Annotated in this window: 10 protein-coding genes; 3 read left to right on the top strand and 7 right to left on the bottom strand. The window is 71.6% G+C overall.

Features of this window, described 5'->3' with window-relative positions; genetic code table 11:
* Positions 1-26 precede the first annotated feature (26 nt).
* Positions 27-1,064 (top strand): ketoacyl-ACP synthase III family protein, encoded by a 1,038-nt coding sequence (locus B1H29_RS04890; RefSeq protein WP_063787506.1) that lies wholly within the window; start codon positions 27-29, stop codon positions 1,062-1,064.
* Positions 1,065-1,080: 16 nt separating this feature from the next.
* Positions 1,081-2,388, top strand: a complete 1,308-nt coding sequence (mpaD, locus tag B1H29_RS04885) for a daptide-type RiPP biosynthesis aminotransferase (RefSeq protein ID WP_055419032.1) — start codon at positions 1,081-1,083, stop codon at positions 2,386-2,388.
* A gap of 95 nt (positions 2,389-2,483) precedes the next feature.
* Here mpaD and B1H29_RS04880 read toward each other — a convergent pair whose 3' ends face one another.
* The 5 genes from B1H29_RS04880 to B1H29_RS04860 all read right to left on the bottom strand — a co-directional run bounded on the left by B1H29_RS04880 (position 2,484) and on the right by B1H29_RS04860 (position 10,660).
* On the bottom strand, positions 2,484-3,533 hold the full coding sequence (locus B1H29_RS04880; protein WP_055419915.1) for an NAD(P)-dependent alcohol dehydrogenase: 1,050 nt from the start codon (positions 3,531-3,533) through the stop codon (positions 2,484-2,486).
* Between the two features lie 117 nt (positions 3,534-3,650).
* Positions 3,651-7,646, bottom strand: a complete 3,996-nt coding sequence (locus B1H29_RS04875; RefSeq protein ID WP_159027779.1) for a non-ribosomal peptide synthetase — start codon at positions 7,644-7,646, stop codon at positions 3,651-3,653.
* A gap of 83 nt (positions 7,647-7,729) precedes the next feature.
* Positions 7,730-9,268, bottom strand: a complete 1,539-nt coding sequence (locus B1H29_RS04870) for a GMC family oxidoreductase (RefSeq protein WP_063787505.1) — start codon at positions 9,266-9,268, stop codon at positions 7,730-7,732.
* Positions 9,269-9,379: 111 nt separating this feature from the next.
* Positions 9,380-10,069, bottom strand: coding sequence for a YcnI family copper-binding membrane protein (locus B1H29_RS04865; RefSeq protein WP_159027778.1), 690 nt, complete (start codon positions 10,067-10,069; stop codon positions 9,380-9,382).
* A gap of 204 nt (positions 10,070-10,273) precedes the next feature.
* Positions 10,274-10,660: a nuclear transport factor 2 family protein gene (locus B1H29_RS04860; protein ID WP_055419028.1), complete on the bottom strand. Its 387-nt coding sequence runs from the start codon at positions 10,658-10,660 to the stop codon at positions 10,274-10,276.
* A 293-nt stretch (positions 10,661-10,953) separates the two neighbouring features.
* On the opposite strand from B1H29_RS04860, the gene B1H29_RS04855 reads away from it, so the two are divergent.
* Complete coding sequence (locus B1H29_RS04855; RefSeq protein WP_159027777.1) at positions 10,954-14,172, top strand: type I polyketide synthase; 3,219 nt, start codon at positions 10,954-10,956, stop codon at positions 14,170-14,172.
* A gap of 88 nt (positions 14,173-14,260) precedes the next feature.
* On the opposite strand, the gene B1H29_RS04850 is transcribed toward B1H29_RS04855, so the two are convergent.
* The gene (locus B1H29_RS04850) at positions 14,261-18,838 is read right to left on the bottom strand and encodes a non-ribosomal peptide synthetase (protein ID WP_055422401.1); all 4,578 of its coding nucleotides are present in this window, start codon (positions 18,836-18,838) and stop codon (positions 14,261-14,263) included.
* An 11-nt stretch (positions 18,839-18,849) separates the two neighbouring features.
* Positions 18,850-23,097: a non-ribosomal peptide synthetase gene (locus B1H29_RS04845; RefSeq protein ID WP_079160027.1), complete on the bottom strand. Its 4,248-nt coding sequence runs from the start codon at positions 23,095-23,097 to the stop codon at positions 18,850-18,852.
* Between the last annotated feature and the right edge of the window lie 3 nt (positions 23,098-23,100).

Below are 23,100 nucleotides of genomic sequence, written 5' to 3'. Positions count from 1 at the left end.
GAACGCCCACCCGAGGAAGGCCATCCATGAAAGTGCAAGGCGTGTACGTCAGTTCGATCGGAACGTACCTGCCACAGCCCGTGAGCGCCGAGGAGGCGATCGCGCAGGGCCTGTACGACCAGGAGCTGTACGACACCATCGGCTGGCGCGGTACACACGTGGCCGGCCGGCAGTCGGCCCCGGACATGGCGGTCCGCGCCGCGCGACAGGCCCTCGGGCGTCAGGGCGAGCCGAGCGAACCCGTCGAGTCCTTCCTGCACTCCGGTGCGTTCTACCAGGGACCCGACGAGGTGTCCGTACCCGGTTACATCATGCGGGAGCTGGGCCTCGACGGCATTCCGTCGCTGGACATCCGCCAGGGCTGCAACGGCATGCTGGCGGGCGTCGAGGTGGCGGTGGGCCGGCTGACCGGCGCGGCACGCTGCGACAGCGCCCTGATCACCTCGGCGGAGAACCACTCGACGCCGCTGATCGACCGCTGGCGCGGTTCCGCGCCCGGCATCGTCATGGGCGACGGGGCGGCCGCCGTGACGCTCAGCTCGGAGGGCGGCTTCGCCGAGATCGTGGCCGCCAACTCCAGCACCCTGCCCGCGCTGGAGGGCTGGCACCGCGGAGACGACGACCTGCTGCCGCCGCGGGAGCCGAGGTTCCAGCCGCTCAGTCTGGGCAGGACCGTCGAGGAGTTCACCAAGAGCACCATGGCGATGACCGAGGCCATCGATCTCATCAGCAAGTTCAGCCTCGACCTCGTCCAGCGCTCCATCGTCGACGCGGGCATCAACGCCTCGGACGTCGCCGCACTGATCTCCGTCAACGCCGACGGCCGCGCGCTCGAACAGTGGTTCCTGGAGCCACTGGGCATCCCCGCGGGGCGCACGAGCTGGGAGATCGGCAGAACCGTGGGCCACGTGGGCGGATGCGACCAGTTCATCTCGCTCGACCGCATGCTCGCCTCCCGGGCGGTGGGGCCCGGCGACCACGTCATCCTGCATGCCGCCGCGCCCGGCTGGACCGGAACGACCCTCGCCGTACGCATCGCCGAACGCCCGCCCTGGCTCGACTGACCCGAAGGGGAACCCCATGACCGAACAGCCCGTCGCAGATCACCCCGTGTGGGACCTGCTCCTGCCCCCGAGCGAGCACGGCACCCCCGAGCGGCACGTGGTCCGCGCCCACGGACACCGCCTCACCTTCGCCGACGGCGCCGACGTCCTCGACGCGACCTGCGGTCTGTGGAACGCGAGCCTCGGCTACGGCAACGAGGCCATCGCCCGAGCGGTCGCCGAGGCCACGGCCCAGGCGTCCTACATGGCCACCTTCCGCCGCAGTCACGACTACGCGCGGGACGCCGCACGCGCGCTCATCGAGGCGGCGGGCCCCGACCGCTACGCCCGGGTGCTCTTCTCCACGTCGGGCAGCTCCGCCAACGACGTCGCCATGAAGATCTCCCGCCAGTACGCCAGTCTGCGGGGCGAGGAGGACCGCAAGCTGGTCGTCGGCCTGCACGGCAGCTACCACGGCCAGACCTACGGCGGCTTCGCCCTGTCCGGCGAGGACTTCCAGAAGCCGATGTACGGCGCGGACACCAGCCTGATCCGGCACGTAGGCCACAGCGACCCGCAGGAGCTGGCGGCGCTGATGCGCGAGTGCGGCTCCCGGGTCGCGGCCGTCGTCGTCGAACCGGTCCTCGGCAGCGGTTCGCTCGCACTCGGCGCCGACATGGTCAAGGCCCTGGTGACCCTGCGCCACGAATACGGGTTCCTGGTGGTCTGCGACGAGGTCGCCGCCGGATTCGGCCGTACCGGAACCCTGTTCGCCAGCGAGCTGTGGCCCGAGTCGCCCGACCTCCTGCTCAGCTCCAAGGGGCTGACGAACGGCACCTGTGCCGCCTCCGCCGTCCTGGTCGCCCACCGCGTCTGGGAGGAGTTCGCCCGGCACGACGCGACCCTCATCCACGGCGAGACCCAGGCGGGTACGCCGGCGAGCTGTGCGGCGATCCTCGCCACGCTCCGGCAGATCGAGGAACTGGACGCGCTGAACACGGCCCGGCGCAACGGCCGGCTGATCGCGGAGGGCCTCGCGGGCATCGTGGCGCGCTCCGACCTGGCCGCGGAGGCGACGGGCACCGGCTGCTTCCAGGCACTGCACCTGCGTACGCGGACCGGGGCCCCGTTCTGGCAGCCGCACGTCATGCAGATGATCGACGCGGTCCGCGCCCGCGGTGTCCTGGTCTACCCCGGGCCCAGCTCGCTTCAGGTCTTTCCCGCGCTGACCTGGTCGGAGGAGGAAGTGGCCACGCTGCTACGGGCCTTGGAGGACGGCGTCGCCGACTTCGCCACCGCGCGGGAAGCGCGCGCCGGGGCCAGGGCGGCGGCCCGCACGGCCTGAGCCCGCGCGTACCCGGAACCGGCAGCGGGCGCCGGGCCCCCGCGGTCGGCGGGGGCCCGGTGCCCGGCCGGGGTGCGGACCGGGGGCCGTCCGGCTCACCCGCCGGGCAGCACCACGGCGCGGCCGGTGATCAGGCCCTGCCGCAGTCGGTCGTACGCCCTGGGGACCTCCCGGAGCGGATACGTCTCCAGGCGGGCCGTGAGCACGCCGTCCCGGGCCAACTCGATGACCTCGGTGAAATCAGTGCGGGTGCCCCAGTAGGTGCCGGCGACCGAGACCCCGTACGCGGGGGTGTCGAAGCCGACCGGCAGGGCGCCCCGGCCGACTCCGGCTACTGTCACGTCGCCGCCCGTGGCCACGCAGGCGCCCGCCATCTCCACCGTGGCCTGCGTACCGACGAAGTCGAGGATCACGTCGGCGCCCGCGTCGTCGGTCAGCTCGCGCACCCGTCCGACGGCGGTCTCGTCCGGCACGAGCGTGGCGTGGGCGCCGAGGTCGGAGGCCAACGTCAGTTTCGCCTCGGACACGTCGACCGCGATCACTTGCACCGGTGTCAGTGCCCGCAGTAGTTGCACCGCCAGATGCCCGAGGCCGCCGACGCCGATGACGACGGCCGTGCCGCCCGGCCCGAGCTTGGGCAGAGACCGTTTGACGCAGTGGTAGGCGCTCAGTCCGGCGTCGGTCATCGGGACGGCCTGCAGCGGGTCCAGGCCGTCGATCGGGACCAGGTGGCGCGGCGACTCCACCAGCATGTACTCCCCGAGGCCGCCGGGGGAGCCGAGCCCGGGCGGGGCGATGCCGAGCGCCTCGCGCCGCACGCAGAGGTTCTCCGCGCCGTCGGCGCATCGCCTGCACCGCCCGCAGCCCCACGGTCCGTACAGGGCGACGGCCTCACCCTCGCTCACGCCGCTCGCGCCGGCCCCGAGCGCGGCGACCGTACCCACCACCTCGTGCCCCAGCGTCAGCGGCAACGGAATGCCCATCCGGCGCAGCATGCCGGCGGGGGTGTCGAGGAGCAGGAAGTCCGAATGGCACAGGCCCACGCCGGTGACGGACAGCAGCACCTGTCCGGGACCGGGCCGCGGCACCGGCAGTTCGACCAGTTCGGGCGCGCGCCGGGCGGTGCGCAGTTGGACGGCCTTCATGGTGGACAGAGAGGTCATGATCGTCCTTCTCCGGGGCGGACGCCCGGGCTCGGCGGCCCGGGGCCGCGCTCCGTTCCTGGCTCGCGCGATCGGGACACCGGCCCGCGCCCGGACCGCTCACCCCGTGCGCGACACCCAGGCGGCGAGGTGGGTGGCGATGGCCCGCTGCCGTTCGGGGCGTCCGATGCCCGCGTGGTCGGTGGCCATGCGCTCGATGTCGATGCCCGGGCACACCTCGCGCCACACGGGCGCCGGGTCGGCGAGCGGCTCCTGGTCGGCGATGTACAGCAGCGTCGGCTGGTCGTGCGGCCCCGGACGCCAGGCGGCGGTCAGCCGGGTCTCGTGCTGCTGGACGCGCATCAGCCGCTCGTATCCCGCCACGTCGACCTCGGCCGGCAGCAGACCGTGGGCGACGCAGGTGTCCCTGGCGACCTGGGAGAGGTCCTCGGGACGCGCCGAGCGGACGGCGGCCGCCACGGCCTCGGGCGCGGGGCCCAGATTGAGCGTGACGATGAACGCCAGGTGCCGTTCCGGCTCCGTGTCGGCCACCCGCAGGTCGGTGATGCGGCTGTCGAGCATGAAGACCTGACTGGTCCGGCCCGACTCCCGCAACTGGCAGGCCAGTTCGTAGGCGAGGAAGCCGCCCATGGACCAGCCGCCCAGGATGTAGGGCCCTTCGGGCCGGACTCGCAGCAACTCCTGGAGGTAGCCGGCCGCCATGGACCGCAGGTCCGGGGCGAAGGCCTCCTCCGAGGTGTCGACGTGGGGCCGGCTCTGGAAGGCGTGCACCGGTCCCGGCCAGCTCTGCGCCAGCGGCACGTACGGTGCCACCGAACCGCCCATCACGTGGAACAGGACCAGCCCGGGCCCCTCGCCGTCCGAGAGCCGCACCAAGCACGTCGGCCGCTGCGCGTCCTGTCCGCTGTCCGAGAGGGAGGCGGCGAACTCCCGCACGGTGGGTGCCTCGAAGACCCGCCCCAGCGGCAGGTCCACCCCGAACTCCGCGTGCACGCGGTTGACCATGCGCAGGGCGAGCAGCGAGTTGCCGCCCAGTGCGAAGAAGTCGCTGTCCGGCCCGACGGACGGTGCCTCCAGCAGCTCGCCCCACAGTTCGGTGAGCTGTTTGAGCAACGGGTCGTCGTCCGGCACGGCGCCGGCGCCGCCCTGCCGGTCCAGGGCCGCGCCCGGGGCGGAGACCAGTTCCAGGGCGCGGGCCGCGTCCACCTTGCCGTTCGCCGTCAGCGGCAGCCGGTCCACGATCACGGTGTGACCGGGGATCATGTAGTGCGGCAGGTGCTCACGAAGGTGGGCGGAGACGGCCGCGCCGTCCAGCGCCACCTCCGGTTCCGGGACGGCCAGGGCGACCAGGCGGCGCTGTCCGCCGGGCGCGTCGTCCACGCACACCACGCACTCGCGTACCCCGGGGTGGGAGCGCAGCGCGGCCTCCACCGATCCGGGCTCCACGCGATAGCCGAGTATCTTGACCTGGCGGTCCTCGCGGCCCATGAACTCGATGGTCCCGTCCGGCCAGTAGCGTCCCAGGTCACCGGTGCGGTAGAGGCGTTCACCGGTACGCGGATGGGTGATGAACCGCTCCGCCGTGCGCTCCTCGTCCCGCCAGTAGCCGCGGGCGAGCCCGGCACCGCCGATGTGGATGTGACCGACCGCCCAGGGTTGCCGGATGTCGAGGCGGTGGTCGAGCACTCTCATCGTCTGGTTGGTCAGCGGCCGGCCGTACGGTACGGAGCGCCAGGCGGGGTCGACCTCGCCGACCTCGTGGATGTTCGACCAGATCGACGCCTCGGTCGCACCGCCCATCGCGATGACACGCACGTCGCTCCACAGCCGCCGTGTCCGGTCCGGCAGCGTGGTCGGCACCCAGTCACCGCTGAGCAGGAAGGCGCGTATCGGTGCGTGTCCCAGCTCCGGGCGCTCCTCCGCCACTTCCACGATCATCTCGGCGAGCGCGGGCACCGAGTTCCACACGGTCACGCCGTGCCGGTGCGCGGTCCCCGACCACGCGATGGGATCGGGCAGCTCCGTGGGGTCCGGGATCACCAGGGCGCCACCGGCGGCCAGCGTCCCGAACACGTCCCACACGGACAGGTCGAACGCCAGCGAGGAGATCCCGAACACCCGGTCGTCGGGGTTGAGCCGGATGCGCTCGTTGATGTCCAGGACGGTGTTCAGGGCGGCGCGGTGCTCGATCATCACCCCCTTGGGCCGGCCGGTGGAGCCCGAGGTGTAGATGATGTACGCCAAGTCGCCGGGGTCCGCCTGCACACGGGGCAGGGGGCGCTCGGCCGGGTCCGTCGCGTCCACGGCCAGGACGGGCAGCGTCGACGACGCGCCGAGTTCCGGCAGGGCGTGGGACTGCGCGAGGACCACTGGCGCCGAGCACTCGACGAGCAGGTCGCGCAGCGGACCCGTCGGCATGCGCGCGTCGATCGGTACGTAGGCGGCGCCGGCCCGCAGCGCGCCGAGCGCCGCGACCACCTGCTCCCACCCCTTCACCATGACGACGGGGACGATGTCACCGCGCCGCACGCCCCGCTGAAGCAGCCAGTGCGCCACCGCGCGGGAACGGGCCTCCAGCTCCCCGTAGGTGACGGTGCGGGCGTCGGTGAGCAGGGCGGGGGCGTCGGGGTGGGTGTCCGCCCGCCGCAGGAAGCGGTCCTCGAGGCGCCCTTCGGGCAGCGGCTTCGCGGTGTCGTTGACCGTCGCGACGAGCGCGCGGTGTGCGCCGGGGACCGGGTCGGGTTCGGTCTCGGCTCCGTCGGGACGGGACAGTACGTCCAGCAGGTGCCGGTAGGCGGCGACGACCCGTTCGGGCAGGCCGGGCGGGAAGGCCTCGTCGACGAAGTCGATGTTGGAGGCCACACCGCCGTCCGGCAGGTCGCGGATCTGGTTGTCGACCAGGACCTGCGGGGTGTGCTGGACGCGCTCCACCGCCCGGAAGGCGGGCCTGGGCTGCGGCGGCGGGGTGTCCCAGCCGGGGCCCTGGTTGCTGGTGAAGACGTAGGGGAAGGCGGCACGCCGGGTCCAGCCACTGCGGGCGGCCAGCTCGCGGCTGATCCGCACGCCCGTGACGTCGCTGTGGGACATGTCCTTCCACAGCCGGCGCTGCAGCAGCTTGGCGCGTTGCCAGAACCCCGTGCCACCGCGCTGGTCCACCTCCAGCGGGAGGGTCGCGGTGCGCTGACCGACCACCGGCGGGCCCGGGTGCCGGGCCACCAGGTTGAGGTGGACGACGTTCAGACAGAAGTGCGGTGTCTCGGCCCAGGAGCCGAGCGCCTCGGCGAGGACGTGCATCAGGGCGGTGGCGGGCAGCACCCTGTGTTTGCGGAAGTTGACGCAGAAGGTGTCCCACTGCTCCTGGGTCAGATAGGCCGTGCGGGCGGTGAACTGCACGGACTCGATGCTGTCGGGTTCCCGGACCAGCGGCAGCCTGGGGGCCTCGGGCAGCGTGTCGAGCCGGTTCTCCCAGTACGCCCACTGCTTCTGGAAGTCGTCGCTCCGCTCGTGGGCGAGCAGTTCCCCGCGCCACTCGCGGAACGTCTTCTCCACGGGGGGCAGTTGTCCGTCCGGGTCGTGGTAGAGCTCCAGCCACTCGTCGACCGCCGTGTTCAAACTCGGCGCGTCGATGAGGATCAGGCTGTACCTGAAGTGGACGCGGCAGCGGTGCTCCCGGAGCCGGCTCACGACGACCTCGAACAGCGGCCAGCCGGTGGGGTCGAGGCCCTGGGTGCACATGCGCTCGCGGGTCCGTGCGAGGCCGGCCTCCTGTTCATCCGCGCCCAGACGTGTCAGGTCCACGACTGTCAGCGATGTCCGCGGTTGCCGGCCCGGCCCCATGACACGTCCGTAGCCGTCGTCGCCGAACACGGTGCGCAGTGTCTCGTGCCGGTCCACCAGCGCGTTCAGGGCGGTCTCCGCCCTGGCCGGGTCGAGGCCCACCGCGTCGAGTTCGATGTAGTACTGCTGCCGGCCGCCGAGTTCCACGAGACGGCTCCTGCCCACGATGTACGCGGCCTGGATGTCCGTCAGCGGGAACTCGTGGGAGGCCTCGGACGGCGTGACGGCGGCCGAGGGTCCTTCGTCGGTCGTACTCACGGTGCGCTCCCCGTTCTGTGAGTGTCCTGTGGCTTCCTCGGCACGGGTACCGGCCCGGCCCGGGGTCTTCGGTGCGGTGGAGGTCATGCCATCCACGCGGCGGCGCGTTCGGCGAGCATGATGCAACTGAGGTTCATGGGGGACAGGAGGGGTGACGGGATCACCGAGGAGTCGACCACCCGTAGCCGGTCGACCTGGTGCACCCTGAAGTACTGGTCGACCACGGACGAGGCGTCGCCGGCCGGCCCCATCCGGGCCGTGCCCGAGGGATGCCACATGGGAGTGGCGAAGCGCCTGACGGCCTTCCGCAGCCGGTCCTCGTCCTGGATCATCCGCTCGGTCCACAGCAGGACGTGCCGCAGGGTCCGCGTCATGGCGGAGGCGTTCAGCAGCGACCAGAGCAGCCGGGTGCCTTCCATCAGACGCTCCGCGTCGGACCGCTCCGACAACAGCCCCAGAGTGATCACGGGCGCGTCGTCGGGACCGGCGCCGGAGGCGTGCACGGCGCCGCGGGAGACCGGATCGAGCAGCATGGCGGACAGGACGACGGCGATACGGTCCTCGGCGACCTTGCCGACCTCCGGGATGGTCTCCTCCGTGACGTTGCTCGCCAGGAAGACACCCAGCCCCGGTACGCCCCCCGCATGCGCGACGCGCGCCATCACCTGGTGCCAGGGAACGCCCTTGCGGCACACACCCGGTCGGGGCACCGCCCAGACCACGGTCGCCACATGGTCGGCCAGGTCCTCGCCCACGCCGGGCAGGTCGGCGACGACCGGCACGCCGAGCGAGGCCAGGCGGCGGCTCCCTCCGATGCCCGAACGCTCCAGCACCAGCGGGGTGTTGATGCCTCCGGCACACAGCGTCACCCGGTCGGCCGGAACCTGTACGGGATGCCCCTCGCGCAGCGCGTCCACGCCGACGGCCCGGTTGCCCGCGAACAGCACCCGGGACACTTCCGTCCGCGTCCACACGCTGAGGTTGGGCCGGTGGCGCGCGGGTTCCAGGTAGGCCTCGGCCGTGGAGATCCGGCGGCCGTCCCGGGCGTTGCTGGGCAGGGGGCCCGCTCCGACGGCGCCGGTGTTCATGTCGGCGGTGTGCGGGATGCCCCGCTCCTCGCAGGCCTCCAGGAAGGCGAGGGCCACCGGGTCGAACTCGTCGACCGCCGGCCGGCGTACGGGAACCGGTCCCGCGCAGCCGTGTGTCGCGTCCGTGAAGTCGGCATCCGTCTCCAGGGCGCGGAAGAACGGCAGCACCGCCTCCCAGGCCCACTCCGGGCTGCCTCCCGCGGCCCACGAGTCGAAGTCGGCGGCCAGGCCGCGCAGGGCGATCGCGCCGTTGACCGCCGACGAGCCGCCGAGCAGCTTCCCCACACCGTAGGGGCCCCGTCGGCCCTTGGGCTCGGTGCCCATGTACGCGGTGTAGTCCCAGTTGTAGCCCGACAGCACGGACATGCCCAGCGGGTAGGAGTCCTGCGGTTCGCCGAGGCGGTCGACGCCCGCCTCCAGGAGAAGTACCGAGCGCTGCGGGTCCTGGGAGAGCCGGGCGGCCAGCGCGGCGCCGGCGGAGCCACCGCCCACGATCACGTCGTCCCAATGCTGGAGCCATGCGTCTTCAGGCATGCGTGCCTCTTCGGGTCAGGGACTTTGCGCGCGGGGGCAGTCGAGCGGCCCGCCCGCTCCAGCCACGCGCGGTTCGCGCGTGGCTGGAGCGGGCGGGCGCCTGACGGGCTCTCAGCCGTTCAGAGTCGTGGCGACGTCGTCGCGCTGCGAGCGCCGACGCTTCCACATCAGTCCGCCGGCTCCGGCGAGGAGCGCCGCGGCCGAGGCGGACGCCAGAGCGGGCGATCCGGCGAGGGAGCTGCCGGAGTCGTCGCCCGAGGTGGTGGAGCCCGCGAGGGCCATGGTCTGCGTCGCCGACGTGGACGCGGCGGCGGCCGGCACGACCTTGAGCGAGGGGGCGGGGTGCTCCGGGTGGGGGGTCTCGGCAGTCGGACGCTGGTCCCAGCGGACGACCTCACCGTTGTTGTACGTCTGCACGGCCTCGAAGTAGATCTTCTCGGTGTCCGGAATCCGGCCCACCGACAGTTTGAATTCCTCGAACTCGCCGGCGTCGATGGACGCCCTGGAGGACTGCGCGATCCAGGTGACGGAGACGACTCCCTCGCCTATGCCGTCACCACCCCGCTTCTCAATCACGTGCTTCCAGCCGGGAACCCGCTTTACCAGCGCGTTCGGCAGCTTGGCGGCCGCTTCCGTGGGAAGAATGATCTGCAGCTTCTCGGTATTCGCCCTCTCGCGCTCGTTCGGGACGAGGAATGTGAGGGTGGGATAGGAACCGACGGTGGCCTGGACCGGGTCCTTGATGGTGACATGGGCCGACGCGGGGAGCGCCGCGGCGAGAACAACTGCAAGGGCGCCCACCGAAGCGGCCGCGATTCTGGTCGGAGTGCGGAACATGTTTGCCTCTCACGGGAATCCAGCCGGGCCCACTTGCCCGGGCACAGGCATTCTCCGCCGAGGCCGCACGTAGCGGCATCTCCCAAGTTGCCGTGGTGAAACGGCAGATGGAGAGCGCGCCGAGGGCGCGTGGCGGCCGCGGTGGTGCGCGCCACCGCGGCGCCGGGCTCAACCCTTGATGCTGCGTGTGATCTGGTCGATGTGCGTGAATCGGCCGTCGTCGGTCATCTCGCAGAACATGTGGACCTCGTTCTCGGTCTCGCCGCCCTGCTTGGTGACGGCGCGAATCACGAAACGGGCTGCGAGGCGATTGCCCTGGGCGACGGCCTCGAGTACCTCGTAGGTGCCACTCAGGACGCTCTTCTTCACGGGGCGAATGTGTTTGATCAGGCGTTCCCGGTCGATCGAGATCCCGTCACTCACCAGAGTGAAGCCCGGGGCATAGTACCGGTCGATGACCTCCCCCGAGTCCTCTTCGTTGAAAATCTCGTTCTGGAAATTATTGTAGAGCTTTTCGAGAAAGCTCCGGGGGTCGTCCATGGCGGTGCTTTTCATGATGCTCCTCGAACTTTCCCAGGTACTCCCCGGGGGTATATGCGGGCACGGTCAGTAAATCAGGGACGCGGAATCCCTGCAACCGCTTCGCCGCGTGCCAGGCGGCGAAGCGGTTGCAGGCGGCCGGGCCTCCGGCAACGTGGGAGATGCCGCGAGGCGCACCGGACGACGAGGATGCCTTGCTGGTGCCGTCCGGCTCCCGGGGGCACGGCGGGGCCGATGCCACCCCGGGCGCCGAACGGCCGCACGGATCACACGCGTTGGGCATGGGCCGCCGAGGGGATGTGGGTGCGATGGGTGGATACGGGGACGCTCCCGGCCGAGAGCGGTCCGGGGGCACGGCCGTCGCGGTCGTCGGGATGGCATGCCGGTTGCCCGGGGCGCCCGACCCCGAGAGCTTCTGGGAACTCCTGAGGGAAGGACGCGACGCCGTCACGGACGTGCCGGAAGGGCGGTGGACCCTGCCGCGCGCGGTAGGAGGCGAGGACGCGCCCGTGGCGGCCCCGGGCACCGGACGCGGCGGCTTTCTCGATCACGTCGACGGGTTCGACGCCGACTTCTTCGGCATCTCGCCGCGGGAGGCCGCCGCGATGGACCCGCAGCAGCGGCTCATGCTGGAGCTGAGCTGGGAGGCGCTGGAGGACGCCGGCATCGTGCCCGGTGAGCTGCGCGGCAGCAGGACGGGCGTCTTCGCCGGAGTGATGGCCGACGACTACGCGACGCTCGCGCGCCGACTCGGTCCCGAGGCGCTGACCCGGCACTCCGTGACCGGTCTGCACCGCGGCGTGATAGCGAACCGGGTCTCCTTCGTACTCGGCCTGAACGGGCCCAGCATGGCGGTCGACACCGGCCAGTCCTCGTCGCTCGTCGCCGTCCACACGGCCTGCGAGTCGCTGCGCGCCGGTTCCTCCACACTGGCGCTCGCGGGTGGAGTGAACCTGAACCTCGCTGCGGAGAGCGCCGTGGCCACCTCCAGGTTCGGCGCTCTCTCTCCCGACGGCCGGTGCTTCACCTTCGACGCGCGGGCCAACGGCTACGTCCGTGGTGAAGGAGCCGGAGTCGTTCTCCTGAAGCCTCTCGACCGGGCCGTCGCCGACGGTGATGTCGTGTACTGCGTCGTCCTGGGCGGCGACGTGAACAACGACGGCGCGACGGACGCCCTGACACGGCCGAGTGCCGCCCTGCAGGCACAGGTCGTGCGCGCGGCCCAGCGGTCGAGCGGTGTGCTCCCGGCCGACGTCGGATACGTCGAGCTGCACGGGACGGGAACGCGGGTGGGCGACCCCGTCGAGGCGGAGGCGCTCGGTGCCGTCTTCGCCGCCACCCGCAAGCCGGGGCAGCCGCTGAGGGTCGGTTCCGCAAAGACGAACGTGGGGCACCTGGAGGGCGCCGCGGGCATCGTGGGGTTCATCAAGGCGGCGCTCTGCGTCAGCCGGGGGGAACTGCCGCCCAGTCTCCACTTCGAGCACCCGAATCCGGCCATCGCGTTCGACGCGTGGGGCCTTCGCGTACAGCGCGAGGCGGAGGCGTGGCCCGGTCAGGGCCGGCGCGTGGCGGGCGTCAGCTCCTTCGGTATGGGGGGCACCAACTGTCACGTCGTGGTCGCGCAGGCGCCGCCCGTCCCGGCGGCTCCGCGGCCCGTCGGTGTTCAACCGGACGACGGGTCCGTGGTGTTGCCGTTCTCGGCGAAGTCGCCCACGGCCTTGCGGGCGCAGGCGGGCCGGCTGCGGGAGTATCTGGAGCGGTGGCCGGACGCCGGCCCGGGAGAGGTGGCACGGACGCTGGTGACGCGGCGGACCACGTTCGAGCACTGGGCGGTCGTGTCGGCCGACGACCGGGCTCAGGCCCTCGACGCCCTGCACGCACTGGCCGACTCGGCCCCCCACGTCGCCCTCACCACCGGCCAGGCCCCCACACCAGCCAGGAAACTCGCCTTCCTCTTCCCCGGACAGGGCTGCCAGTACCCCGGCATGGGACGCGGCCTCTACAACCGGCTCCCCGTCTTCACCGACGCCCTCGACGACACCTGCCGCGCCCTCGACGAACACCTCGAACACCCCCTACGCGACATCATCCTCGCCCAACCCGACACCCCCCAAGCCCAACTCCTCACCCGCACCGACTACACCCAACCCGCCCTCTTCGCCCTCACCACCGCCCTCTACCACCAACTCCGCGACCTCGGACTCACCCCCGACTACCTCATCGGACACTCCATCGGCGAAATCACCGCCGCCCACGCCGCCGGCATCCTCACCCTCACCGACGCCGCCACCCTCATCACCACCCGCGCCCGCCTCATGCACCAACTCCCCAACCACACCACCGGCATGCTCGCCGCCCACACCACACTCACCAACCTCACCCCCCACCTCACCAACCACCCCACCACCACCATCGCCGCCTACAACAGCCCCACCAACCACATCCTCGCCGACACCCACACCAACCTCACCACCCTCCAACACGACCTCACCACCCACGGCATCAAAACCACCCCCCTCCACACCACCCACGCCTTCCACTCCCCCCACATGAACCCCACCCTCGAAACCTTCCACCACACCGCACAACAACTCACCTACCACCCACCCACCATCCCCATCATCTCCACCCTCACCGGACAACCCACCACCACCGAACTCACCCACCCCACCCACTGGACCCAACACATCCGCCAACCCGTCCAACTCCACCAAGCCCTCACCCACACCCCACCCCACACCACCTACCTCGAAATCACCCCCCACCCCACCCTCACCCCCCACACACCACCCCACACCCCCACCCACACCACCCTCCACCGCAACCACAACGACCAACACCACCTCCACACCACCCTCGCCCACCTCCACACCACCGGCCACACCACCACCTGGCCCACCACCACCCACACCCACACCACCACCACCAGCAGCAGCAGCACGGCGAAACTGCCCACCTACCCCTTCCAACACCACACCCACTGGCTCACCTCCGTCGCCCCGGAAGAGGCGCCCGAGCCCACCGACGGTGCCCTGACCCACGAGTCCGTTCCGCTGCTGGTGCGTACGCATGTGGCCGCGATCGTCGGCGCCGACGGTCCGCAGGCCGTGGACGGGGCGCGGACGTTCAAGGATCTCGGCTTCGACTCGTTGGGGGCGGTCGAGTTCCATCGGCGGATGTGCGCGACGTCGCGGCTCGCGCTCGCCGCGTCGTTGACGTTCGATCACCCGACTCCGGACGCCGTCGTCGCTCACGTGCGTTCCCTGTTGTCGTCCCCGGGCGGTGGTACGGCGGCGCTCTCGCCCCTCCTGTCCCGGCTCGACGGCGTACGTGAGGTGCTGGACGGCGGCGACGGCCTCGACGAGGCGGCGCGGGGCGTGGTCGCCGCCCGGCTGCGCGACCTGCTGGGGCTGTGCGAGGGAGAGCCGGAGGACCGAGCCCCGTCGCGCGGCGGTCCGGAACAGTTGGAATCCGCCAGCGACAGCGAGGTGCTGGACTTCATCAACAACGAGCTGGGCATCACCTGACCTCGGGACCGCCCGACCGCCCCGGCACGGCGAAGCGCCCCTCCCGGATCGTCCGGGAGGGGCGCCCGCCTGTCCGGCCAGGCCGGGGTCAGGCCGTCCGGCGTGCGGCGAGTTCCTCGGACAGCTCCGCGATCGTCGGGTTGTCGAAGAGGAGGTCCAGACCGTTCTCCTCCGCGTCGTCGAGGCCGAACTCTTCCTGCAGCCGGCCCAGGATGGTCACCGCGTGCAGCGAGTCGCCGCCCAGGTCGAAGAAGTCCTCGGTGACCCCGAACCCGTCATGACCCAGTGCTTCGCACCAGATGGCGAAGACCGTTTGCTCCACCGCGTTGCGCGGGGTGACGCGCTCGTCCTCGGGCGCCTCTTCCCACGGCGAGGGCAGGGCCGAGCGGTCCACCTTGCCGTTGGGCGTGAGCGGGAGGCGGTCGAGGACGATGACGTGGCGCGGCACCATGTAGCCGGGCAGCAGATCCTCCAGCCCGCGGCGCAATCGGTCCGGCCCGGGCCTCGCCCCGGCCGCGTCGTCCGGTGCCTGGCCGATCAGCACCTGCTGGCCGTGGAAGTCGACGGAGGCGTCGGGACCCGGCACCGCGGCCAGGCGGGTGAACCCGGCGGCTTCCAGGTGCCGCTGCCATTGCGGGACGGTGAGCAGCGGCAGGCGCTGTCCGCCGTGGTCCTGGGCGAGTGCCTCGATGAGGCCGACCGTGACCATCTGCTGCCGCGAGTTGACGGTTCCCTCCAGGAGCACCAGCAGCCCGCCGGGCGCCAGGGCGGAGCGGAGCCGGGTCAGGCTCCACTGGACGTCCTTGGCGTCGTGCAGCACGTTGGCGGCGATGACGACATCGACCGATCCGGGCTCCACGCCCTGCGGGGCGGGCTCGCGGTCGATGTCGAAGACGGCGTACTCGACGCGCGCGTCGTGCCGGAAACGTTCCTTGGCGTGGGAGGTGAAGTAGGCCGACACATCCGTGAAGGAGTACCGGACGACGTCCTCGGGAAGCTCCTTGAGCACCTGGGCCGTGGTGGCACCCGTGCCCGCCCCGACCTCGAGGACGCGTACCGGGCGTCCGGTGCCGCCGCGGCTCTCCACGAAGGCGCGTACTCCCTGGGCCAGGACGCTGTTCTGCAGGACGGACACCGCGTTGTCCGCGTACAGCGCGTCCGTCAGATTCCGGTCCTTGTCCTTGTCGCCCGCGAGCAGCAGCTTGAGCGGGCTGGTCCGCCCGCGCAACATGTCGACCTGCTGCTCGACGCAGGCGGCGAAGTAGTCGCGCAGCACCGCCTCGCTGCCGCCGAACTCGGCGGCGGCCAGGGCGTCGCGCAGGCGGTCCGTCAACCCTTCGGCGTCCAGGGGCCGGGTACACGCGTACGTCGCCGGGGCGGCGCCGGCGCGCAGCACGCCCTCAGCGGCCAGGACGGACAGCCAGCGCTCGACGAGTTGGCGGTAGCCGGGTTTGATGCCGCACCGGGCGACGACGTCCGCCGCGGACGCCGTGTCCGCCGTCGAGGTGAACACGCCGAGGCGGGCGAAGGTGCGCGCCATCACGGTCGGCGCGATGTCCTCCAGCGTCTCCAGCATGTGCCGGTACTCGGCGAGCTGCGCGGCCAGCTCCACCGTGCCTTGCCGCATCCCCGCCTCGCAGGCTTCGATCGCCTTCTGCCAGGCGGAGGCGCCGTCCTGCGTCCGCGGCGTCGCGGCGGCTGCCGCCGCGACGGCCGGCACCACATGGGCGACGAGCTGCCGGTGCCCCGTCTGCGGGTTGGTGTCCACTCCGGTGACCGCGTCGGCCACTCCCGGCTGCCGCAGCAGCGCCGAGGTGATCTCGCCCAGCTCGATGCGGTAGCCGTTCACCTTGACTTGGAGGTCCTCGCGTCCCAGGAACTCGATGTCGCCGCCCGGCAGATAGCGGCCCAGGTCACCGGTGCGGTAAAGCCGCTCCCCGGTACGCGGATGGACCACGAAGCGCTCCGCGGTCCGCTCCGGGTCGCCCCAGTAGCCGCGGGCCACCCCCGCGCCGCCGATGCAGATCTCACCCGTCGACCAGACCGGGCAGGGCTCGAACGACGCGTCGTACACGTGCAGCGTCTGGTTGGCGAGCGGCTTGCCGTACGGAATGCGCGACCAGTTCGCGGGGACCTCGCCGATCGGGTAGCACACCGACCAGATGGCGGCCTCGGTGGCGCCGCCCAGACTGACGACCTCCGCCTTCCCATGCCGACGGCGGACCGCGTCGGGCAGCGCCACCGGTATCCAGTCGCCGCTGAGCAGGACCAGGCGCAGTTTCGAGTCGGGCGGTTCCGCCCCGCCGCTGCCGGAATCCACCCAGGCCTGCATCAGTGCCGGCACCGAGTTCCAGAGGGTGACGCCGTGCCGCTCGGCGAGGTCCGTCCAGTGCGCGGGATCCTGCGTGCGCCCGGGAGCCGGCAGGACGACGCTGCCACCGGCCGCGAGCAGCCCGAACACGTCGTACACGGACAGGTCGAAGCTCAGCGACGACAGGGCGAGTACGGCGTCGCCGGGGCCGACCCGGAAACGGGCGTTCATGTCCAGAATCGTGTTCACGGCCGACCGGTGGTCGATCGCCACCCCCTTGGGGCGGCCGGTGGACCCCGAGGTGTAGATGACGTACGCCAGGTGGTCCCCGGCCGGCATCACCTCCAGGGGGTCCGTGCTCGCCGCCGCCACCTCCGGGTCGTCGAGCGTGACCACCCGCACGCCGTCGGGCCACCCCGCCTCGTCCCGCAACGCCGGCGAGGTCACCACGATCCGCGCCCCCGCCTCGTCGAGCAGCCGGTCGCGCCGGGCCCGGGGCCAGCCCGGCTCGATCGGCAGATAGCCCGCCCCCGACAGTTGCACGCCGAGCACCGTCGCCACCTGCTCCCAGCCCTTGTCGAGGACGACACCGACGAGGGTGTCGGGAGCGGCGCCGAGTTCCCCCAGGCGGCGGGCCAGGCGGCGCGCGTGCCACACCGTCTCGCGGTACGTCAGCTCTCCCGTCTCACTGATCACCGCGACCGCGTCGGGGGACTTGCGCGCCTGCTCCTCGACGAGCGCGCACAGGCTGGCCGCACCGGGCAGTTCGGCTGCCGTGTCGTTGGCCGCGGCGCGCTCGCGCGCCTGCCACTCGGGCAGCCGGGCGGGTGAACCCGCCGTCTCCCACAGCTCCGGTTCGTCGACGAGTCGTCCGAGAGCCTCGCAGTACACGGCGAACATGTCGTCCAGCATGCCGTCGGGGAACAGCGCTTCCACGGTGTCCCAGTTGAACAGCAGCTCGCCCTGTTCCTCCGACGTCTGGTGGTCGAGCCACACCTGAGGAGTCTGCGTCAGACCGTGCACCCGTTCACCGAAGAAGCGGATGCCGTCCGCCGGGTCCCCGTCCGCCGAGCCGAGCACGAGCGCACTCGTGAACACCACCGGCATCGCCGCGGCCGACGGTCCGCCGCCGAGCCGCTTGGTCCGCTCCCGCAGCACCCGTACGCCGTTGTACGACATGTGCTCCAGGTCGCGCATCAACTGCGCCTGCAACGACTCGACCCGGTCGGCGAACGCGGAACCGGACTGTGCCCGGTTCTCCAGCATGGTCAGCGTCGTGAAGTCACCGATGACGTCGTCGATCTGCGGGTGTACCGAGGGCCGGTTGAACAGCGTCAGGTTCAGGGTGAAGTCGGGCCGCGCCGACCACAGCCGCAGCGCGTCGCCGAACACGGTCATCAGCACGGCCGACGGTGTGACCCCGCGCCGCCTGGCCGCCTCCTTGAGAGCGCCCCACCGCTCCCGGGTCAGCTTGCCCCCGCGCCGCGTGAACTCGGTGCGGGCCACCTGCCCCGGCTGCACCGCCAGCGGCAGCTCCGGGGCGGCGGGCAGCGTGTCGAGGCGCCGCAGCCAGTACTCCTCGTCCTTCTTGTAGCGGGTGCCGCCGCGCGCGGCCTCCTCGTGCAGTACGTAGTCGCGGTACGACAACGACAGCGGCTCCGGGTCCCACCGCGGGTCCTCGTAGAACCGCCGCCACTCGCCGAAGAGCACGAACAGGCTCAGCCCGTCCAGGATGAGCACGTCGATGCTGATGTGCAGGCGCGTGCGGTCGCCGTCCAGGAGACAGGCACGGATGTCGAACAGCGGGGCCCGGTCGGTGGGCAGCACCTGGTGATCCATCGTCGCGCGGATCTCCTCGACACCCGCCTGCTGTCCCGCCTCGTCGAGCCCCCGCAGATCACGCACCGCGATCTCGTACGCGGGCACCTCCGGCAGGATCCGCTGCCGGCCGTCCGGCTGGATGACGGCGCGCAGCATGTCGTGCCGCGCGATGACCTTGCGCAGACTCGTGGTGAGGCGTTCCATCTCGAGCCCCGTGCGCTCCAGCTCGAAGTACAGGTGTGTGGAGACACCGCCCAGGTCGAGAGCCGAGCCGCGCCCCACCCAGTACGCGTGCTGGATGTCGGTGAGCGGGAACGGCTCGTACCGTTCGTCCGGGCGTGGTACGACGCCCGTGCCCGCCTCGGCCGTGTGACTGCGCCGCAGCAGCGCGATCAGCTCGTCCCTGCTTCCCTTCAGCCGGTCCCGCAACTCCTCGGTGAGCGAGCCGGCGGGCGCCACGATGTCCAGGCGGCCGTCCGCGAGTCGTAGTTTGATGCCCCTGCGGCGCAGCTCGGACAGTAGTTCCTGTGCCATCTCACGTCTCCTCAGTAGTCCCGTGCCGTCAAGTGGTCGTGTCCGTGCGGTGTGTGTCTCGGGGCGGGTGAGGACCGCAGCATCGTGTCCGCGACGGTGGCGAGCGCCGCCGGGTCGGTGAGCAGCGTGTGGTGCGAGGCCGCCACGCGCACCGCGGTGGCGCCCCCGCGCGTGCAGCGGGACCAGCCCCATTCCGGCGCCGCCGCGTCGGGATGCCCGTCGAACTCGCTGACCCGGCCCAGTTCCGCGCGCACCACCGTCACCGGGGCGTCCACGCACTTGGCCTGGTAGCTGTTGCAGGCCCGCACCACACCGCGGAACACGGCGAGCGCGGACACCAGGTCGGCCGTGTCGAGTCCCGTGTCGGGCAGACCGTTGCCGTACGCGAGCGTCAGCGTGCGCGCGATCCGGTCGCCGTCCCGCATCCCGTCGAGGCGCCGCACCTCCTCGACCGGCGCGTGCCCGGGCAGCAGTCCGATGCCCAGGTCCTCCAGGAACCACACCAGGAGCCGGGCCTCGTCGACCTCGCGGGTCAGCGAAGGGGCGGGTGAGTCGAGTACCACGACCCGCTCGACGACCTCGCCGCTCTCCTCCAGGCGCCGCGCCGCCTCGAAGGCGATCACTCCGCCCGAAGACCAGCCGCCCAGCACGTAGGGGCCCGCCGGCCGCACGTCACGCAGGGCGTCGACGTACAGTCGCGCCAGCTCCTCCACCGACTCCAACGGCTCCTGCCCGGTGGCGGGCCCCGGAGCCTGGAACGCGTGCACGGGGCGGTCCAGCAACCCGGCCAGCTCCCGGTAGCAGACGACGTTCCCGCCCGCGGGATGCACCAGGAAGTACGGTGTCCGGTCCTCGCCGGGTCCGGCCGCGCGCAGGGTCACCAGCGGCGACCAAGTACTGGGCGCCCGCAAGCCGTCCGCGAGGCCGGCGATCGTACGCCGTTCGAGCAGCAGACCGAGCGGCACCCGGCGCCCCGTCCGCTCCGCGACCTGCCGCAGCACCCGAAGCGCCGCGAAGGACTGCCCGCCCAGATCGAAGAAGTCGTCGTGCACTCCGATCGGACCGACCCCGAGCACCGCCTCCCAGACCTCGCAGAGCAGCGACTCCAGCGGGGTCCGAGCCGGGGCGGGCTCCCGCTCCCGCCCGCCCCGGGGCAGCGCCGACGCCTCCAGTGCGCGCCGGTCCACCTTGCCGTTGCCCGTCAGCGGCAGCGCCTCCAGTACGGTGGCGCGGTCCGGCACCATGTAGCGCGGCACCCGCCGTGCCGTCTCGGCGAGCAACGCCCCGACGAACGCCTCCCCGTCGCCGCCCCCGGCGTCCGCCTCGCGCACCACGAAGGCCACCAACTGCCGACCGGTACCCGTGTCGGGGGCGACCACCACCGCCTTCCGCACGCCGGGGCAGTCGAGCAGCGCATGCTCGATCTCACCGAGTTCCACCCGGAACCCCTGGATCTTGACCTGGAAGTCGGTACGACCCAGGAACTCGATGTCGCCGCCCGGCAGATACCGGCCCTGGTCACCGGTGCGGTACAGCCGCTCCCCGGTCCGCGGATGGCTGACGAACGCCGAGGCCGTCTTCTCCTCGTCCTGCCAGTATCCGAGGGCGAGCCCACGCCCGCCGATGTACAGGTCACCCGGCACCCACACGGGCGCGTCCCGCCCCGACGCGTCAAGGACGTGCCAGCTCTGTCCCGCGAGCGGTCGCCCGTACGGAATGCTCGCCCACGACGTGTCCCGCTCCCCGACGGGGAAGCAGATCGACCAGATCGACGCCTCGGTGGCGCCGCCCAGGCTGATGACCCGCGCGTTCGGGGCCACCTCACGGACGCGGTCCGGCAGACCCACCGGAATCCAGTCACCGCTCAGGAGCACCGTCCGCAGCGACGGCAACCCGACGCCGGCCGCGGCGGCCTCCTCCACGAGCAGTTGCATGACGGCGGGCACCGAGTTCCACACCGTCACCCCGCGCGAGCGCACCGTCTCGATCCACGAGGCGGGATCGCTCCGCGCGGCGGCGGGCAGCACGAGCGTCGCGCCGGCTGCGGCCACTCCGAAGACGTCGTACACCGACAGGTCGAAGCACAGCGACGAGACCCCGAACACCACGTCCGACGAGGAGACCCCGAACCGGCGGTTGACGTCCGTGACCGTGTTCAGCGGGCCGCGGTGATCGAGCATGGCGCCCTTGGGACGGCCCGTCGACCCCGACGTGTAGATGAGATACGCCAGATCCCCGCCGCTCACGGCGCCCTCCGGCACCGTGTACTCCGTCCCCTCCCCGACCGGTCCGCACTCCTCGACCGTCACCACCGGCGCGTCGGTCGCACCCGTGAACCGCGCCCGCAGAGCGTCACCCGTCACCACGGCCGCCGCCGCGGTGTCCGCCAGGATGTAGCGCACGCGGTCCTCGGGCCAGTCGGGGTCGACCGGCACATAGGCGGCCCCCACCCGGAGTACCCCGTGGACCGCGGCGATCTGCTCGGGACACTTCGGCAGCGCGACCGCCACCAAGTCTCCCCGGCCCGTGCCGCACTCGGCCAGCCGCGCCGCGACGCTTCGGCACAGACCATCCAACTCGCCGTAACTGAGCGACCTCCCATCGCTCACCACCGCCGGAGCCTGCGCGCGCGAGACCGCCTGCCGGGGCAGCAGGTCACTCAGGAGACGGACGGGCGGCGCCTGCTCGGCCGCCAGCGCCTCCTCGTTGACCCGCGCGCGCTGCGCCCGCTGACCTGGGGGCAACAGATCGAAGTCGCGCACGGCCCAGGCCGACTCGTCCTCCGCCAGGCGCGTGACCAAGGACTCGTACGCCGCCAGCATCGCGTCGATCAGGCCGTCGGGGAACATTGACTCGATGACGTCCCAGATCACCCACAGGCGCCCGTCGCGCAACTCCCAGAACTCGGTGTCCAGAAGGGTCTGCGGAGTTTCCAGAAGGCTGTACCGTGGGGGATCCGCCGGGCCCACGAACAGGGCACTGCCCACCGCGAAGGGACACACCGCGCTGCCCGGCGTACGACGCACCTGATTGAGCGTCTGCAGCACCTTGTTGCCGCTCCAGTGCGTGTGCTCCGTGTCGGCCATCACCTGCGCCTGCAGCCGCCGCACCCGCTCCCCGAAACCCTCCGGGTGCCGCCAGTCGACCTCCAGGGGATACAGCGAAGCGAAGTTGCCGAGGATGTCCGGCATCTGGGGATGGATCGGAAGACGGTGCGTGATCATGTTGTTGAGCAGGAAGTGACGCGAACCGCTCCACAGCGCGATGACCTCCGCGTGCGCGCCGAGCATCACGTTCGTCAGCGTCAGCCCCCGCGCCTCCGCCTGCGCACGCAAGGACTCCAGGATCCAGGGCGCGAGCAGCAGCTCGCGCCTCGACAGCATCGAACGCCCTTGGCGCTCCGCGCCGCTGACCAAGGGAAGTTCCGGAGCATCCGGCCACTGCGCCATCCGGTCGCACCAGTACTTCTTCGACGCCTGCCCGAGCGGCGAGTCCTCCATCTCGGCGAGCGTCAGCACGCAGTCCCGGAAGGCCACCTCCAGCTCCGGCAGCTCCTGGTCGGGGTGATGGTAGTAGTGCAGCGCGTCACTGAGCAGCCGGAACGCGCTCGGGGCGTCGGCGAACAGGTTGTTGTTGTTGTAGTGGAACCGGGCCCGGCCGTCGCCGTAGAGGCTCAAGTGAGGCGCCAGCCACGGCCACCGGTCGTGCGGAGGCTCCTGCCTGCGCATCGTCTCGCGGGTCCGTTCCATCCGTCGCTCGGCGGCCTCGACGGGCATGCCCCGCAGATCGGACACCGTGAACTCGACGGGAGCCGGATCGCGCACCGTGCGCAGCAGCATGTCGTCCCCCGCCACCACGATGTTCTTGCGCTGTCGGCGCAACGCCCTGTTGAACGCCTCCTCGAAGCGGGCCGCGTCCAGCTCGTCGAACTCGAACTCGCCGTACTGATGCGGACGCACATGGAACTCGAACCCCTCACGACTGCCCATGAGGAAGGACTGCTGAAGATCCGACGGGGCGAAGGGCTCGTGGAGCCGTTCCGCATCGTGCCGCACCGTCGGCAGGTCGCCGCCCGGCGCACCGGAGCCGCTCCGCGACCGGGCGAGCCAGGAGACGATCTCCTGCTTGTGCGCGGCGAGTTCCGCACGCAGTTCGGGCGTCAGGCTGCCACGTGGCGCCTGCACCTCCAGGCGATCGTCGCCGTCGAGCCTCAGCTTGATGCCCTTGCCGGCCAGTTCAGTCAGCAATGACGCAACCATGGC

Source organism: Streptomyces pactum, assembly GCF_002005225.1.
GTDB lineage: Bacteria > Actinomycetota > Actinomycetes > Streptomycetales > Streptomycetaceae > Streptomyces > Streptomyces pactum_A.
The sequence above is the reverse complement of the archived record's forward strand: the minus strand, read 5'-3'. Positions and strand labels throughout refer to the sequence as shown.